The following is a 14,689-nucleotide window of genomic DNA, read 5'->3' as shown; positions in this document are numbered from 1 at the left end:
TTCTGTGCAGGATGCTTTTCAAGAAATACAGGTCAATCGACTGGTGTTGAGGCTGGCTGCTCTGATGCTGGATCCAGAATGAGTTGCATCAGCACCAGATCACGCCATTGTCCGAATTTTCTTCCAACTTGGGGCATATAGCCGCAATGCTGAAAACCTAATTGCTGATGCAAGGCAATTGAACCGCTATTGTCATGGTTAATGGCGGCCACCATCACATGAACCTGATGTGCCTGTGCATGCTGGATTAAGGCCTGCATCAACTGTTTGCCCAAACCCTGCCGGCTGAATTGACGGTCAATAAACACCGAATGTTCGACTGTATGTTTAAAACCGCTGATGCTGCGGAAGGTGGAATAATCGGCATAGCCGACAATTTGTCCGGTGTCCAGATGTTCGGCTACCAGCAGCGGAAAATTCTGTTTTTGTAATTGCTGGAACCAGTGCTGGAAATGTGCCAGATCAAAGGGCTGTTCATTCCAGGTGTTTACATGCTGTAGCACTTCCGGGTTATAAATCGCCTGAATGGCAGCAAGATCGTGTTCGGTGGCAGGACGAAGATGAAAGCGCATAAGCAGTACATCAGGGTAGGAATAAGCGCATTATCATGCCGCTGCGGACATAAAAAAAGCAAGACCGGAGTCCTGCTTTTTTATGTCATGTAAATGACTTAGAAGTGGTATTTCACCAGCGCGCTGACATCATTCTGGTCTTTACCTTTCTGGCCATATTTGTTGTTCCATACTGAGTGTTCAACCCCCACGTATAAACGTGTTTCTGGAGAAATGTGTTTACCCACATTCCATTTGTACTGAGAAGTCCAGTTTAATTCGCTGGCATGCTGAGGACCTTCAGCAGTTGACCAGTCTAGGAAGGCATCAACCAGGAAGTCTTCATTGCCCAGTTTAAATGGTACAGCATAGGTGATGGTCATTTGATAATCATCTTTCGTGCTCTCATTATTAGCACGATAGAAGTTGATGTTCGCATATTGGGTATATGGAATATCTAAAGCAAAGCCGACACCGTATAAGAAGTTATCGAAACCTTCACCGCCTTCCCATGTAGTGGCTACTAATACGTCTTTCACCGGACCAAATGCCAGGTTTTGACCGGTTACTTCGCCTAGGCTTAAACGTGGTGCCAATTCGAAATAGGTAGCTTTAGTATCAGTTTCATCACGGCTACGATCCATGAAGAAAAATACGTCTGCGTATTTTACTTTGGCAGCATACTCAACCGTTAAGGTTGCTTGTTCTTCTGCCTCATAAAAAACCTGTTCGTAATTGGTGCCATAAAGACCAGTCAGGCTAAAGTCCTGCCATACTGGCGCCGCTTGCGTTAAGGCAGTAGTGGTTGAGAATGCACAAAGTGCAGCAAGTTGTGTAAGTTTCATAACGGTGTCTTCGTCTTCCCCAAAAAGCGTGTCAAGGATACAGGTTATTAAGCAAAAATAAAGCCAAATTTAACTTTTTATTGGCAATTTTCCGACCAAATTTAGCTGCCACGATAGGTCGAATAGGCAAAAGGACTGATCAGTAACGGGATGTGATAATGCTGTGTCGCCTCCTTAATCTGGAAGTAAATCACCACTTTAGGAAAGAAGCTGTCCAGGCCTTTTTGCTCAAAATAGGCCGCAGTATAAAACTCCAGACTATATGAGCCTTCCGGACAGTCGGCCAAAGCAAAATCGGCGGCTGTGACCCGGCCATCGGCATTGGTTTCGGCTTCGGCCAGTAACTGTTGTTGCTGATTAAATAGCCGGATTTTCACGCCGGTAGCCGGTTGACCCAAATGGGTATCTAAAATATGGGTGCTGATCATGACTGAAGCTCCTGGCTTAAACGCAGTAAGGCAATGTCTGAGAGTTGCTGCTGCACAATGCGCTGTTCAGTGTCGGCATCATTCAGCAGACGATACTGTAAGGCTTGCAGAATATCTTCACTGCTCAAGCCAAAGGCTTTAATCAGGAAAATAAACCCGAATTTTTTTTCATAGGCCAGATTACCCTGTAAAAGTGCCTGCTGGGTGTCGCTATTGAGCTGGACGGCAGCCTGTTCCCGGGCTGAAAATACCTGCTCCTGTACCGTGAGTTGCTGCTGCGCCTGTTTTTCGCCAATTCGAGGATGGTTTGCGAGTGCGGCCTGAATCTCAGGCCAGCTCCAGTGGCTGGCCAGCTGCCGTGAAAACTCTAAAAGTTGCTCGATACTCTCAAAAGGACGCTGTTGGGCAATGACAGTTGCCCATGCCGGAATGTGTACACATTGCTGCAAGAATTGGTGAATCTCAGCTTCAGGGGCCTGATTAAATTGATCCAGTTGCACAGTAAGGGTCTCATCATTACATTTAATTTTGTTGCTAAAAGTGCAATATCAGTGCCAAATTTCGGTGAAAAGCCAATTTTTTACTGAGACGGCTAAAGCTGCACAAGGCTGGTGCGAGTTTTCTTTATTTGACGGGTTCTGGTGCGTGATGGCGATACCAATGCGCAGCAATATCACCGCGGCGGCAAATCCAGACCTGTGGATGCGATTGAATGTAGTCTAAAAAGCGTTGCAGGGCTTTAAAGCGTCCCGGGCGCCCCAAAAGACGGCAGTGCATACCAATCGAGAGCATTTTGGGTGCAGTTTCTCCTTCGGCATAGAGTACATCAAAAGCATCTTTCAGGTATTGATAAAACTGCTCGCCGCTATTAAAGCCGGCTGCAGCGGCAAATTTCATATCATTGCTGTCGAGGGTGTAGGGAATAATTAAATGCGGCCGTGACTGGCCCTGGGCATTGGTCAGCGTCTGCCAGAACGGTAAATCATCGCCATAATAATCACAGTCATACTGAATTTGTGGAAATTCGGCCAGTAACTGGCGGGTATTGGGACTGTCGCGGCCGGTATACCAGCCAATGGGTGCATGACCAAACAGGGTTTCCAAGACACTGATCGCCTGATCCATATGCTGGCGTTCAGTGGCCATGTCCATGCTCTGATAATGCAGCCAGCGTTGCCCATGCGACACCACATCATAGTCGGCCTGCTGAATGGCCTCGACCACATACGGATTTCGTGCCAGCGCCATACCGACCCCAAAAATGGTCATCGGTAACTGACGTCGCTGAAATTCCTGATGAATACGCCAGAAACCGGCCCGCGAGCCATATTCGTACATCGAATCCATCGACATATGTCTGGCTGGAAAACTGGCCGCACCGACAATTTCAGATAAAAACTGCTCGGAACCGGCATCACCATGTTCAATATGATTTTCGCCGCCTTCCTCATAATTCAGCACAAATTGCACCGCAATACGTGCCTGATTCGGCCACTGCGGATGTGGCGGCTGGCCATGATAGCCAATTAAATCACGTGAATAAGGGGCAGAGCGGATTGAGTCAATCAGTGCCTGGCCACGCAAGTAAGCAGTTGTCACAACAGGTTATCCTTTTGCTAATTTTTATCAAATATTGCTTGCATATTTTTGAGTTAGGCCCGATATTCAAAGTATAAGGACACGGTTCTGCAGACTCAAAAGTGTTCATCGTTCAATGTGGAGGGTAGCGTCCAAATTAGGTTGAAGATGTTCAATATGCTGGAAAACAGCAAGCGACAAACGTGCCAAGATAAAATAGTTTTGCACAAAAAAGATTCAGAAAACGAAAGAAAGAGAGGATGAGATTATGAATATTGAAATCCGTACAGATAAGAACATCCAAGGTAGCGAACGATTAATTAGTTACGTACGTGCAGAGCTAAGTGATGAATTTAAACGCCATAGTGAGCGTATTACCCATTTTTCCGTACATTTAAGTGATGAAAACGGGGACAAAGGCGGAGATGATGACATCAAATGTATGATTGAAGCACGCCCGGCCGGCTTGAAGCCTGTGGTGGTCAATCATCGTGGTCATAATGTCGATACCGCAATTCATGGCGCCATTGACCGTTTAAAACGTAGTCTGGAGCATGTCTTTGAGAAAAAAGAACATCCGCGTGGTGGACAGCCGGGTCGAGTTGACCTAGATACCGATGTCGACGAATAAGACAGGTATTGGCTGAAAAGCAGAAAAGCCCCAGTATCGGGGCTTTTTTTATAGCAAATTCATGCGACAAGATTACATTTCGCTTAAACAATTTTCACTGAATTGGGCATAATAGAACGAAATTGATTTGATTGAAGAGAGCTCTCTGCATGTTAACGGCACAACAACAACGCTTGGTGCAAGCCATAGAAGAACTAGATCAGGCCCAAGTGCAACAGCTTCTGGCCGCGGGGCTTGATCCGAATTTTATTGATCCTGAAAAAGGCCCGGTAATTTCAGTCTGGTCTGATGGCCTGTTTCAGTGGTGGGAAGCCATTTGCGAGGCCTATGAGGCGGGCCAGCCGCACAATGAAGCACAAAAACAGCAGGATTTGGCCGTCCATATGGAAATTCTGGACGCGTTAATTCAGGCCAAGGTCAATTTGCATTTGTGGGATGCGGAAGAAGTCTATGGCCCGTTATGGGACGCCGCCAGTGCCGCCTGTGCACCTGCGGTAAAGCGCCTGCTTGAAGAAAACGTCGATCCAAACCGTAAAGATGAAGATGGCCTGACCATTTTGTCATCCATCAGTGATTTATTCTTTGATTGCGACTTTGATGAAATTAACTGGGCTGAAGCCTTGCCTGAAGAACAGCAAACCTTAGAACTGCTCCGTGCCCATGGCGCGAAAATGACCAAAGAATTGGCTTAAAATTGAGATAAACACTATGTCAGCATTGAAATTATTGGGTGTGATGGTGGCGACTGCAGTCAGCAGTCAGGTCTTTGCCGCCGAGTTTGCATTTGACCGTCCGGGTGTGGGCATGAGCACCGGAATTACGCCGGTCGGTCAGTTGGCCTGGGAGCAGGCGCTGGCCAATGCGCACTATCAGAAAACCAAAGATGACAATGGTCTGACGCAGGAAATTACTCAGCTGCACGCCGATACCTTACTGCGTACCGGTCTGGCGGATAATCTAGAATTACAGCTGGGCTGGCAGGGTCCGGGCTGGAGCCGGGTAAAAAGTGCTGGCCAGTCGGTTGAAGAAGATGGGCTGGGGGATGTCAGCATTGGTCTGAAACATGCCATTGATCTGGATGATGAAAAACTGTCGATGGCGGTGCTGGCCGAAGCGCAGATTGCCACCGGGAATGATGGTTTTAGTGCCGAAGAGGATATTTACAGCCTTAGCTCGGCAGTGGCCTATGCCTATAATGATTTACTGACCACCTCAATTAGCATGCGTTATGAGTGGCAGGACAGCAATTGGGCTTTGCAGGCAGTGCCGGGGATTCAATATCAGCTCAGCGATAAATGGGCCGGCTTCTCCGAGTTTATTTACCGCAAAGCAGAAAGCCAGAAAGTGGAATATGCCTTGGGTTCAGGTCTGATTTATGCCTTAAATGCACGTACCCAGCTGGATGCCAGTGTCGGTGTTGATTTAAATGGCGCTGATAAAAGTTATCATGCCGGTTTAGGTGTGGCCTTCCTGTTCTAAGTGTGCTCTGGTTATGGCGCTGTAGAAAGCGGGGGAGTAGAGTCTCTCGCTGACTGCTAGAGAGCTGCAACTTATTCTGCTTACGGTCTGTTCACAGGCCGTTTTTATATCTGGTTTAGCAGCAGAATTGCTACAGATCTCGACACAGGCGCTGGCAGATCACGCTATCATGATGGTGATGATCACAGCGGATAAGCGCGAGGCCTGTCCGCCCATTAAACTTTAGCTTTTAAGTCGCTTTGTATAGGCTTTGGCGCCATATCCCTTGATCTCATCAGGTGGCACTGCCCAGCGATCGTGAATATTAAAAACAACAACAGGAGGATGAGTCATGATGGAACTGTACATTGCCAACAAGAATTACTCCAGCTGGTCCATGCGGCCGTGGCTGGTCCTTACTGCTTTTGAACTGCCGTTTCGTGAAGTGCTGTTACCTTTTCCTAAAGAACGCGGCACGGGCCATTTTAAACAGGATGTACTGGCAATTAACCCGAATGGCAAGGTACCGGTCTTGGTACATGACGGGCTAATGGTCTGGGATTCACTGGCGATTTGTGAATATTTGGCCGAACAGTTTCCGGAGCGCCAGCTATGGCCGGCTGGTCGGGCACAGCGGGCTCGGGCACGCGCTTTGGCTGCTGAAATGCATAGCGGTTTTCAGGCACTGCGTAACCATTGCGGCATGAATATTCGCGCTGATCTGGCAGAAGTCGGACAGACGTTATGGGCTGAGCAACCTGATTTACGTGACGATGTAGCCCGTGTCTGTCAGATCTGGTCTGAGCGTCCGGACCCAGGCGGTTTTCTCTGTGGTGATTTCTCGATTGCTGATGCCTTTTATGCACCGGTGGTCTGGCGTTTGAAAAGCTATGCGCTGCCCGTGAATGAAGACAGCCAGTATTATATGCAGACCATGCTGCAACATCCGGCAATGCAGGCCTGGGAACAGGCCGCGAAACAGGAACAAGACTGGGTCAATTATCTGGAGCCTTATCAGTCTGAACCATCCTCTAGCTAAGTCTTAAGAGGCTGCTGGTTCCAGCGGCTGATACAGCACCACCTGATTACGGCCATAGGCTTTGGCCTGATACAGGGCCTGATCGGCCTGACTGAGCAGCTTTTCATAAGGGGTATTGTGGTGCGATAAGGCAATCCCGAAGCTGGCGGTAAAATGGATGGGCTGGTTATGTTCATCATACAGTTCAATCTGGGTGATGGCCTGCCGGCAGCGCTCGGCCACCTGTTTGGCCTGGTGCGCAGTGGCCTGTTTCAGGACCAGAATAAATTCTTCGCCACCAAAACGGCCCAGCACATCCTGCTCGCGGATATGGCCGGCCAGCACATGACAGACTTGGACCAAGGCTTCATCGCCTTTATGATGGCCATGCTCATCATTAATCTGTTTAAAATGATCCAGATCGACCAGAATCACTGCATAACTGGGTGCCTGTTTGTGGTTCAGTTGTTCCAGACACTGGTTGATACTGCGCCGGTTAAAGGTATTGGTGAGCGGATCGACCTGACTTAAATGTGCAATCAGCGCCTCCCGATAGCGCCACTGACTCAGCAGAATTTCAAACAGCACCAGGCAGGTCAGCAGAATCGGCACAATAAAAAACAGCATCGACAGCACCCAGAAGCCATTTTTATAAGGAAAGTCGGTTAATAAAAATAAAGGTGCATAGGTTAACTGGCCGAAAAAGCTTAAATAACCGCAGCTGACCAGATACAGTGTGGCCGGAATTAAGGCCGAATAGACAATTCTGCGTTCAAACAGCACCAGACCGACCGTGGGTAGACTGATATAGGTCACCATAGTGGCCGGACTCCGCACCCCGACCAGATAGCCATCGCGGCACAGACTGACCACAAAGGTGGCCACCGCAATATAGGGCATATAGCGCCGGGTCCAGTCCTGTTTGCGAAAGTAGTGGCAGATGCCAATCATGCCAATAAACACGAACAGTCCGAATAAATTAATGACCAGCTGCTGTTTTAACAAGGCCAGATTGACCCAGCGCCACAGTTCCGGGGTGAGTAATACCACACTTTTCCAGATGGCCCAGATCACGTGCATCAGGCTGCCCAGAAACAGCATCAGAATACATTTGTTTAACGTGCTCCAGTTCATCACCACTTCTTTTTCGAGTAAATAACGGGTGACTTTGTATTTAAATGTGGGCACAGCACTGTGCGCAATGCGACTTTTCATGCGTGAATCACGACCCCAAAAATGAGCGTCTAAAGTCTCATTTTTATACAATTATTTTAATAAAACCTAACATATCATGATTTTAGAGAATTGGTAGTGGCTATTTTTTGTACTTTTCGGGAAAATATCGTTGCATGGGTGCAACAGTGTGTGTTGTTTAAATCACTTATTTCTATTTTAAACTGCAGTAAAATGGCGCTATTGAAAAAATCACAGTTTAGGATTCTCTCCCATGAAAATTTTGCATATCGACTCGAGTATTTTAGGCGACGCTTCTGTATCACGTCAGTTGTCTAAAGCTATTGTGAACCAGCTACAGGCGAAAAATACAGCGGCCCAAGTTGACTATCTGGATCTGGCTGAACAGACCATTCCGCATTTAACCGCTGAAATTTTAATGGGACAAAATGCCGAGCAAAGCGCTTTAGGCGAACAGATTCTGCAACAATATCTAGATGCTGATGTCGTGGTGGTGGGCGCAGCCATGTATAACTTCGGTCTGCCATCGACTTTAAAAGCCTGGATTGACCGGATTAGCGTGGCAGGTCGTACCTTTAAATACACCGAAAATGGCCCGGTCGGTCTGGCAGGTGACAAGAAAGTGTATATCGCCAGCAGCCGCGGTGGTGTCTATGGCGAACAAAGCCCGGTTGATTTCCAGGAAGCATTCCTGAAAACCGTGTTTAACTTTACCGGTGTCAGTGATATTGAAGTAGTACGTGCTGAAGGGGTTAGCATGAGCGATATTAAAGATCAGGCGATTACTACGGCATTAGACCAGATTGCCAAAATCTAAGCTTTACGGCGCTGCATTAATCACAAAAAAGGTCAGTTTCTACTGACCTTTTTTTATGGCGTTTTAATCTTGGTCCTGCTGATGGGCAAATTCGGCTAAATCGGCCAGCGCCATTTTGGCTTCATCAAACCACGGTGAGAACATAATAAAGTTATGCCACATACCGGTATACAGTTTAAAACTGACCTTCACGCCCGCCTGTTCGGCCTTGTCACGAAAACGCTGCGCATCATCCAGCAGCAGTTCTTTAGAACCCACCTGCACCAAGGTTGGTGGTAAATCGGTTAAATCATCAAATAGCGGCGAAACACGCGGATCACCACGATCGACCGACGGTGGCACATAGTATTGAATCCCGGTTTCCAGAGTTTCAATCGACAATAAGGCATCGTGTTTGCGGTTATAACGAATTGATTCACTGGTCAGGGTTAAATCCAAAAATGGTGAAAGCAGCATGAGGCCGCTGACTTGCGGTAACTGTTCATCACGGATTTTTAAGGCTAAGGCCAGCGCCAGATTGGCGCCGCAGGAATCTCCTGCCAGCAAAATATCTTTGGCCTGTACGCCCTGATCCAGCAGGGTCTGATAGACATCAAAAATTGCTTCTAAGGCTTCCGGGAATGGATTTTCAGGCGCCAGCGGATAATCGATATGAATCACCTGCATCTGGGTGCGGGCGGCCAGTTCAGTCAGAAATGGGCGATGGGTATTTAAAGACCCTAAATAAAAGGCGCCACCGTGAATATAGAAAATCAGCTGGGTGGCTTCATCTTGTGGCTTGATTTCTTCGGCTTTCAGGCCAGCCAGACGTAAAGCGCGGACTTCGACAGTTTTATTGGTCGGAAACAGCCGGCACATCTGTTCGAGGGCGAAACGCAGCGGATTATGCGGTAAATTATATTGGCTTGGCAGGCGGATGGTGGTTTTTAAAAAGCCTTCTGTGAAAATTTGTTTCAATAACGGGTTGATCTTCATTGTTCTTCCATCTTGTTCTTGATTTTGGCCTGTGCTTGCGTATTTACCAACACAATTTACAAGGTTACACTAAATGGTCACATTCAAAAATTGCAAATTTGTAGTGACTTTTTAATACTAAGGCTGTCTAACACTAGACTAGGGAATCAAAAAAAATGAAAAAAATTGCACTGGCATTAGGATTAATGGGTTTAACAGCTTTGGCGAATGCTGCTGATCCGCTAAATGGTACTGTCTGGAAAACAATTGATGACAAAACCAAGCAAGCAAAAGCAACCGTCAAATTTACCGAGCAGAAAAATGGCACGTTAACTGCAACAATTCAGTCCATTTTAACGCCGGGTGAAGAAAATGCCTGTACAAAATGTGAAGGACCTTACAAAAACAAATCCTTGAAAGGTTTAACCATTGTACGTGGTTTAAAGAATTCGGGTGGTACCAACTATGACAGCGGTTCAATTCTGGATCCGCAATCAGGTAAAACCTACAAGTTAAAAGGTCAACTGGCTGATGACGGGCAGAAATTACAATTGCGTGGCTATATTGGCGTAGCAGCGCTGGGTCGTAACCAGACCTGGGTTCGTGTGAAATAAGCCAGCCAATAGAAACGGATTAAACCAGAAAGCCTGATGCAGATGCATCAGGCTTTTTGATTTTTAACGGATAAGTAAAAGGTAGATAAAAAGAATTTATCCGTTTAAGGCGCGATAGGCGGTTTCATCAAAACCAACAATAAAGCCGTCTGCGGTGGCCAGCACAGGACGTTTGATCAGGCTGTTGTGAGTGCGTAAGGCTTCAATTAAATCTGCTTCGCTGGACAGGGCTTGTGCCTGTTCCGCTTCCGACAGTTTGCGCCAGGTGGTGCCTTTTTTATTCAGAATTTTGTCCTGACCTTCAGCATCCAGCCAGTGTTTTAGCGTTTCTGCATCAATCCCCTGTTTTTTATAATCATGAAATTCATAAGCCAGGCCCAGTTCATTGAGCAGATCAAAGGCTTTTTTCATGGAGTTGCAGTTTTTAATACCATAAATTTTAAGCATAAAGCGGATTCCAGCAAGAAACACAATGCTCAAGAGATTAACCAAAAAATTGGTTTTGCACTATAGCGGGTATAAATATTGAGTTCATGGTTCTGAAATTAAACCGTCATTAAAATGCAACGCTACCGCGCCATAATAGTGGCAGAAAAACAAGACAACACTTGAGAAGAATTATTCGTACTAAGAAAAAAACGAAAAGCAAAGAGCCAATATAAAAAATAAAAGCCCAGATGTAGAAAACCCGCATTTAATCATCCTGATTATGCGGGTCTCACTACAACGTCCGATGTCACATCCTTGAAACAAAGACCATCATGGCTTTGTTTATTTGCATCCTACGGCTTCCTGTCCCTTTGCTGTCATCCTGACACTGTCCCTTTGCCGTGCTGCAATAATGCGCCGATTTAAAAAGCAGATAAAGGTCTCAATGACGACAAAATATGTCGGAAATAAACCTCTATTGAGTGAACAATTGTTCACTCAATAGAGGTTTTTAGTTGAGTTTATAATCAATAATCACCGGGGCGTGGTCGCTATACCATTCCTCTTTGTAGACCCAGGCATTGACGGTACGTGCTTTCCAGTCCGGTGAGCAGGCATGATAGTCAATCCGCCAGCCAACGTTCTTGGCACGCGCTTGGCCACGGTTCGACCACCAGGAATACAGTTCGGCTTCTTTGCGCACTTCACGGAAGGTGTCGACATAGCCCAGATCATCATAGATATGATCGAGCCAGGCACGTTCATGCGGTAAACAGCCGGAAGATTTCTGGTTGCCTGACCAGTTTTTAATATCAATACGTTTATGCACGATATTGTAGTCGCCGCAGACAATGATCGATTTATTTTCATCGCGCCATTGTTTCAGGATTTTTGTATATTCTTCGAGGAAGTGGTCTTTACGGGCCTGTGCTTCTTCACCCGATGAACCCGATGGCAGATACAGTGAGCAGATATGCACCGGATAACCCAGCCCTAAATCAAATTCTGCCGTGACAAAACGGCCTTGGGAGTCGGCCAGTTCAAAGCCTAAACCATCCTGAATAGACACAAATGGCAGGCGGCTGTAAATGGCGGTGCCGGCATAGCCCGGACGTTCAGCTGCGAACAGATGGGTATACCAGCCTTCCGGTTTGAATTTATCAGTCCACTGCGCATGGGTCAGACGGCTTTCCTGAATGCAGATGACATCAGCCTCTGATTTTTCCATCCACTCCAGCAGGCCTTTACTGACCGAAGAACGCAGGCCATTGACGTTAATTGAAACCACACGAAGAATTTTTTGATCACTCGGATAGCTACTCTTTGGTATCATGCGCAGGTCTTACCTCAATTTATGAATTTTGGAGCACCTCATGTCAACGCAAGCGACATTTAACCCTCAAGCTTTTATCGAACTCGCATTATCACGTGGTGTGCTTAAATTTGGTGAGTTTACTTTAAAATCGGGTCGCGTGAGTCCTTATTTTTTTAATGCCGGTTTATTAAATGATGGCGAAGCCTTGTCATTACTGGCGTCAGGCTATGCAGCCAAGTTAACAGAATGTGAAAATGTTGATGTGATTTTTGGCCCAGCCTATAAAGGCATTCCATTTGTGGCGGCAACGGCGGTGGCTTTATCGCAAAATCATGGTGTGAGCGTGCCTTGGGGCTTTAATCGTAAAGAAGCCAAAGATCATGGTGAAGGTGGTGTATTGGTCGGTGCGTCGGTTGAAGGTAAAAAAGTCTGGATTATTGATGATGTGATTACCGCAGGTACAGCAATTCGTGAAGTGGTGACCATTTTAAAAAATGCGGGTGCCACAATTGCCGGTGTACTGGTCGCGCTAGATCGTCAGGAAAAAGGGCAGGGTGATTTGTCTGCGATTCAAGAAGTTCAAAAAGAGCTAGAAATTCCGGTACATGCCTTAATTACCATGAAAGATTTGATGAATTATTTAGATGCCAAAGGTGAAAAAGAGGCTTTGGCGAAGATGGAAGCCTATCGTGTGAAGTATGGGATCTAATAATTAATACAACGTATTGATTTTTAATAAAGCTCTATCCATGATAGGGCTTTATTTTTATAAAAAACAAAAATGAATCTAGATTGGAATTTAATGATCGCAAGTTTTTCAGCTATTGCTGCAAGTGCAGCATCGATAGCGACTTTTTTGGGTTGGAAAGAAAATAGGGAACTTAGAAAAGTTCAAACCGAACCATTGATAGACATTAAGTTAGAACCTGTTGAGTACAGAATCCATTTTTTACGTTTAAAAATTACAAATGTAGGAAAAGGAGGAGCTCATAACGTAAAAATAAAATTATTTCCTGAACCTTCACTCGATGCTTCTTTTTTAGTTACTGCTCAAAAAGCTATTAAAGTTTTTATGCAAAGAGATTTTATGATTAAGGGAGTCAATTATTTAGCGCCGAATGATTCTAAATATACGGACTATCTAAGTTTTACTGGTTTAAATCCTAAAGAGTTAGATAGTGAATACTTCTTTAATCTTATTTTTAATGCTGAGATCAGATATGAGGATTTAAAGGGAAAGAAATATAAGAATACATATAAAATTGATACTTCAGAACTAAAAATTTATAAATTAGGAGAGAGTTTTGAAGAAGCTCTTCCCAAAGCATTAGCAGGAATTCAAAAGTCTTTAGAAAGTATGAGTAAAAATATTAATAGGCAAACTGCATTTTTAGATAAAAAATCAAAAGCAGAAGAAACTCATTGGAATGAATATGAGCTAAAACAAAAGTTGAATTATATGAGCTATGTAAAACGTCGCAATAAAGAGTTAGATATCGATCAGGATGCATATCTTTTTAAAAAAATAGAACGTAGATTGTCTATTCATGAAATAAGAAGGAAAAATAAATAACAAAATCATCCTTCCTCACACTTCTTACACTCCAGCATCACCCCTAATTTTTCTTTGCGTCCTTGCTCCGTCATCACCCAGGGCCGGTTCTGCCACGGTGGATTATGCCGCACATGCTGGCCATGACCACAGGCCAGCTCTGCGACCCAATGATTTTCTTCATCTAAATGATATCCCACAATTGGCTGTTGCATGGGCAGCTTCCTGAAATCAGCAAATATAGCGCTGCAAAGCTTTACTCAAATTCAGAAAAACAGGCAGCGAATCTCCGTTATACTCCACATCATAGCAATTTTAAAAGAGCAGTCATTATGCGCGTACTTGTGGTGATGGACCCGATTGAAACGGTGAACCTGAAAAAAGATTCCACCATGGCCATGCTGTGGGCCGCGGCACGTCGGGGTCATGAACTCGGTTATGCACTACAACAAGATTTATATATTGATCAGGGCAAGGCTTTCGGTCTAATCAGCCCGTTAAAAGTCTTTGAAGATTACAACCATTATTATGAGCTGGGCGAAAAACAAAAAGAATCCATCGCAGCCTATGATGTGGTGCTGATGCGTAAAGACCCGCCATTTGATATGAACTTTGTCTATAGCACCTATATTCTGGAACAGGCAGAGCGCGAAGGAGCGTGGATTATTAACAAGCCGCAAAGCCTGCGTGACTGTAATGAAAAACTGTTTGCGACCCAGTTCCCGGAGCTGCAGGTGCCGACTTTGGTGACCTCTCAGCAAAGCCTGATTCGTGAATTTATTCAGCAACATGGCGATGTGATTGTGAAACCGCTCGATGGGATGGGCGGCATGGGCATTTTCCGTCTGTATCAGAATGGTGTGAATATTGGCTCTACCATTGAAATTCTGACCAATAACGGCACCCAGCCAATTATGGCGCAGCGTTATATTCCGGAAATTGTAGAAGGGGATAAACGCATTTTAATGGTCAATGGCAAGCCAATTCCGTATTGTCTGGCACGTATTCCGCAAAACGGCGAAGTGCGTGGCAACCTGGCCGCTGGTGGTCTGGGTGAAGCACGTCCATTGTCCGACAATGACAAGGCAATTGCTGCCAAAGTCGGGCCATTTTTACGTGAAAAAGGTCTGGTATTTGTCGGTCTGGATGTGATTGGTAACTATGTCACTGAAATTAACGTGACCAGTCCAACCTGTATCCGTGAAATTGATGCCCAGTTCGGCACCTCAATTGCCGATACCCTGTTTGATGTACTGGAAGCCGGTCGTTAATCTATCTTTCAAAAGAGTCACCTTGGGTGGCTCT

Annotated in this window: 19 protein-coding genes; 9 read left to right on the top strand and 10 right to left on the bottom strand. The window is 45.6% G+C overall.

What is annotated here, in order from left to right; translation table 11 throughout:
- Window positions 1-32: 32 nt before the first annotated feature.
- From FTT89_RS08925 to puuE, 5 genes are all read right to left on the bottom strand, one after another.
- Entirely contained in the window at window positions 33-572 is a 540-nt protein-coding gene (locus tag FTT89_RS08925; protein WP_180172843.1) for a GNAT family N-acetyltransferase, read from the bottom strand.
- A 98-nt stretch (window positions 573-670) separates the two neighbouring features.
- Entirely contained in the window at window positions 671-1,396 is a 726-nt protein-coding gene (locus tag FTT89_RS08920; RefSeq protein WP_104513179.1) for an outer membrane protein OmpK, read from the bottom strand.
- Between the two features lie 101 nt (window positions 1,397-1,497).
- Entirely contained in the window at window positions 1,498-1,824 is a 327-nt protein-coding gene (gene uraH / locus FTT89_RS08915; protein ID WP_075168214.1) for a hydroxyisourate hydrolase, read from the bottom strand.
- On the bottom strand, window positions 1,821-2,324 hold the full coding sequence (gene uraD, locus FTT89_RS08910) for a 2-oxo-4-hydroxy-4-carboxy-5-ureidoimidazoline decarboxylase (protein ID WP_104513180.1): 504 nt from the start codon (window positions 2,322-2,324) through the stop codon (window positions 1,821-1,823). The genes uraH and uraD overlap by 4 nt, the downstream gene beginning before the upstream one ends.
- Before the next feature lie 124 nt (window positions 2,325-2,448).
- Window positions 2,449-3,423 carry an allantoinase PuuE gene (gene puuE, locus FTT89_RS08905; protein WP_104500520.1) on the bottom strand — a complete coding sequence of 325 codons (975 nt, stop codon included), beginning with the start codon at window positions 3,421-3,423 and terminating at the stop codon, window positions 2,449-2,451.
- A 247-nt stretch (window positions 3,424-3,670) separates the two neighbouring features.
- On the opposite strand from puuE, the gene FTT89_RS08900 reads away from it, so the two are divergent.
- From FTT89_RS08900 to FTT89_RS08885, 4 genes are all read left to right on the top strand, one after another.
- A complete protein-coding gene (locus FTT89_RS08900; protein WP_005180845.1) occupies window positions 3,671-4,033 on the top strand; it encodes an HPF/RaiA family ribosome-associated protein in 363 nt (120 codons plus the stop codon).
- Window positions 4,034-4,182: 149 nt separating this feature from the next.
- Window positions 4,183-4,725 (top strand): hypothetical protein, encoded by a 543-nt coding sequence (locus FTT89_RS08895; protein ID WP_005180844.1) that lies wholly within the window; start codon window positions 4,183-4,185, stop codon window positions 4,723-4,725.
- A 16-nt stretch (window positions 4,726-4,741) separates the two neighbouring features.
- Window positions 4,742-5,512 carry a transporter gene (locus FTT89_RS08890; RefSeq protein ID WP_104471935.1) on the top strand — a complete coding sequence of 257 codons (771 nt, stop codon included), beginning with the start codon at window positions 4,742-4,744 and terminating at the stop codon, window positions 5,510-5,512.
- 331 nt (window positions 5,513-5,843) lie between these two features.
- Window positions 5,844-6,530 (top strand): glutathione S-transferase family protein, encoded by a 687-nt coding sequence (locus FTT89_RS08885; RefSeq protein ID WP_005180842.1) that lies wholly within the window; start codon window positions 5,844-5,846, stop codon window positions 6,528-6,530.
- A gap of 3 nt (window positions 6,531-6,533) precedes the next feature.
- Here the strand turns inward: FTT89_RS08885 and FTT89_RS08880 are convergent, their stop codons facing one another.
- A complete protein-coding gene (locus tag FTT89_RS08880) occupies window positions 6,534-7,724 on the bottom strand; it encodes a GGDEF domain-containing protein (protein ID WP_180172842.1) in 1,191 nt (396 codons plus the stop codon).
- A gap of 232 nt (window positions 7,725-7,956) precedes the next feature.
- Here FTT89_RS08880 and FTT89_RS08875 point away from each other — a divergent pair, with 232 nt between their 5' ends.
- Window positions 7,957-8,520, top strand: a complete 564-nt coding sequence (locus tag FTT89_RS08875; protein ID WP_005180838.1) for an FMN-dependent NADH-azoreductase — start codon at window positions 7,957-7,959, stop codon at window positions 8,518-8,520.
- A gap of 63 nt (window positions 8,521-8,583) precedes the next feature.
- On the opposite strand, the gene FTT89_RS08870 is transcribed toward FTT89_RS08875, so the two are convergent.
- The gene (locus tag FTT89_RS08870; protein ID WP_104513183.1) at window positions 8,584-9,495 is read right to left on the bottom strand and encodes an alpha/beta hydrolase; all 912 of its coding nucleotides are present in this window, start codon (window positions 9,493-9,495) and stop codon (window positions 8,584-8,586) included.
- 155 nt (window positions 9,496-9,650) lie between these two features.
- Between FTT89_RS08870 and FTT89_RS08865 the strand changes: the two genes are divergently transcribed.
- Window positions 9,651-10,088, top strand: a complete 438-nt coding sequence (locus FTT89_RS08865; protein ID WP_163145380.1) for a DUF2147 domain-containing protein — start codon at window positions 9,651-9,653, stop codon at window positions 10,086-10,088.
- 96 nt (window positions 10,089-10,184) lie between these two features.
- Here the strand turns inward: FTT89_RS08865 and FTT89_RS08860 are convergent, their stop codons facing one another.
- Window positions 10,185-10,535, bottom strand: coding sequence for a Spx/MgsR family RNA polymerase-binding regulatory protein (locus FTT89_RS08860; protein WP_016658732.1), 351 nt, complete (start codon window positions 10,533-10,535; stop codon window positions 10,185-10,187).
- A gap of 493 nt (window positions 10,536-11,028) precedes the next feature.
- A complete protein-coding gene (locus FTT89_RS08855) occupies window positions 11,029-11,850 on the bottom strand; it encodes an exodeoxyribonuclease III (protein ID WP_016658733.1) in 822 nt (273 codons plus the stop codon).
- 40 nt (window positions 11,851-11,890) lie between these two features.
- On the opposite strand from FTT89_RS08855, the gene pyrE reads away from it, so the two are divergent.
- Window positions 11,891-12,541, top strand: a complete 651-nt coding sequence (gene pyrE / locus FTT89_RS08850; protein ID WP_075175540.1) for an orotate phosphoribosyltransferase — start codon at window positions 11,891-11,893, stop codon at window positions 12,539-12,541.
- A 93-nt stretch (window positions 12,542-12,634) separates the two neighbouring features.
- On the top strand, window positions 12,635-13,405 hold the full coding sequence (locus FTT89_RS08845; protein WP_104490352.1) for a hypothetical protein: 771 nt from the start codon (window positions 12,635-12,637) through the stop codon (window positions 13,403-13,405).
- Between the two features lie 5 nt (window positions 13,406-13,410).
- Here the strand turns inward: FTT89_RS08845 and FTT89_RS08840 are convergent, their stop codons facing one another.
- Entirely contained in the window at window positions 13,411-13,599 is a 189-nt protein-coding gene (locus FTT89_RS08840) for a DUF3565 domain-containing protein (RefSeq protein ID WP_016658735.1), read from the bottom strand.
- Window positions 13,600-13,716: 117 nt separating this feature from the next.
- Between FTT89_RS08840 and gshB the strand changes: the two genes are divergently transcribed.
- The gene (gshB, locus tag FTT89_RS08835; RefSeq protein ID WP_180172841.1) at window positions 13,717-14,655 is read left to right on the top strand and encodes a glutathione synthase; all 939 of its coding nucleotides are present in this window, start codon (window positions 13,717-13,719) and stop codon (window positions 14,653-14,655) included.
- Window positions 14,656-14,689 lie beyond the last annotated feature (34 nt).

This window comes from Acinetobacter sp. YH01025, assembly GCF_013420185.1.
Lineage (GTDB): Bacteria > Pseudomonadota > Gammaproteobacteria > Pseudomonadales > Moraxellaceae > Acinetobacter > Acinetobacter indicus.
The sequence above is the reverse complement of the archived record's forward strand: the minus strand, read 5'-3'. Positions and strand labels throughout refer to the sequence as shown.

Bases quoted from the DNA above. Each gene is read 5' to 3' on its own strand.
- FTT89_RS08925 (WP_180172843.1), bottom strand. From the start codon at position 572: ATGCGCTTTCATCTTCGTCCTGCCACCGAACACGATCTTGCTGCCATT.
- FTT89_RS08920 (WP_104513179.1), bottom strand. From the start codon at position 1,396: ATGAAACTTACACAACTTGCTGCACTTTGTGCATTCTCAACCACTACT.
- uraH (WP_075168214.1), bottom strand. From the start codon at position 1,824: ATGATCAGCACCCATATTTTAGATACCCATTTGGGTCAACCGGCTACC.
- FTT89_RS08900 (WP_005180845.1), top strand. From the start codon at position 3,671: ATGAATATTGAAATCCGTACAGATAAGAACATCCAAGGTAGCGAACGA.
- FTT89_RS08895 (WP_005180844.1), top strand. From the start codon at position 4,183: ATGTTAACGGCACAACAACAACGCTTGGTGCAAGCCATAGAAGAACTA.
- FTT89_RS08890 (WP_104471935.1), top strand. From the start codon at position 4,742: ATGTCAGCATTGAAATTATTGGGTGTGATGGTGGCGACTGCAGTCAGC.
- FTT89_RS08885 (WP_005180842.1), top strand. From the start codon at position 5,844: ATGATGGAACTGTACATTGCCAACAAGAATTACTCCAGCTGGTCCATG.
- FTT89_RS08880 (WP_180172842.1), bottom strand. From the start codon at position 7,724: ATGAAAAGTCGCATTGCGCACAGTGCTGTGCCCACATTTAAATACAAA.
- FTT89_RS08875 (WP_005180838.1), top strand. From the start codon at position 7,957: ATGAAAATTTTGCATATCGACTCGAGTATTTTAGGCGACGCTTCTGTA.
- FTT89_RS08870 (WP_104513183.1), bottom strand. From the start codon at position 9,495: ATGAAGATCAACCCGTTATTGAAACAAATTTTCACAGAAGGCTTTTTA.
- FTT89_RS08865 (WP_163145380.1), top strand. From the start codon at position 9,651: ATGAAAAAAATTGCACTGGCATTAGGATTAATGGGTTTAACAGCTTTG.
- FTT89_RS08860 (WP_016658732.1), bottom strand. From the start codon at position 10,535: ATGCTTAAAATTTATGGTATTAAAAACTGCAACTCCATGAAAAAAGCC.
- FTT89_RS08855 (WP_016658733.1), bottom strand. From the start codon at position 11,850: ATGATACCAAAGAGTAGCTATCCGAGTGATCAAAAAATTCTTCGTGTG.
- pyrE (WP_075175540.1), top strand. From the start codon at position 11,891: ATGTCAACGCAAGCGACATTTAACCCTCAAGCTTTTATCGAACTCGCA.
- FTT89_RS08845 (WP_104490352.1), top strand. From the start codon at position 12,635: ATGATCGCAAGTTTTTCAGCTATTGCTGCAAGTGCAGCATCGATAGCG.
- FTT89_RS08840 (WP_016658735.1), bottom strand. From the start codon at position 13,599: ATGCAACAGCCAATTGTGGGATATCATTTAGATGAAGAAAATCATTGG.
- gshB (WP_180172841.1), top strand. From the start codon at position 13,717: ATGCGCGTACTTGTGGTGATGGACCCGATTGAAACGGTGAACCTGAAA.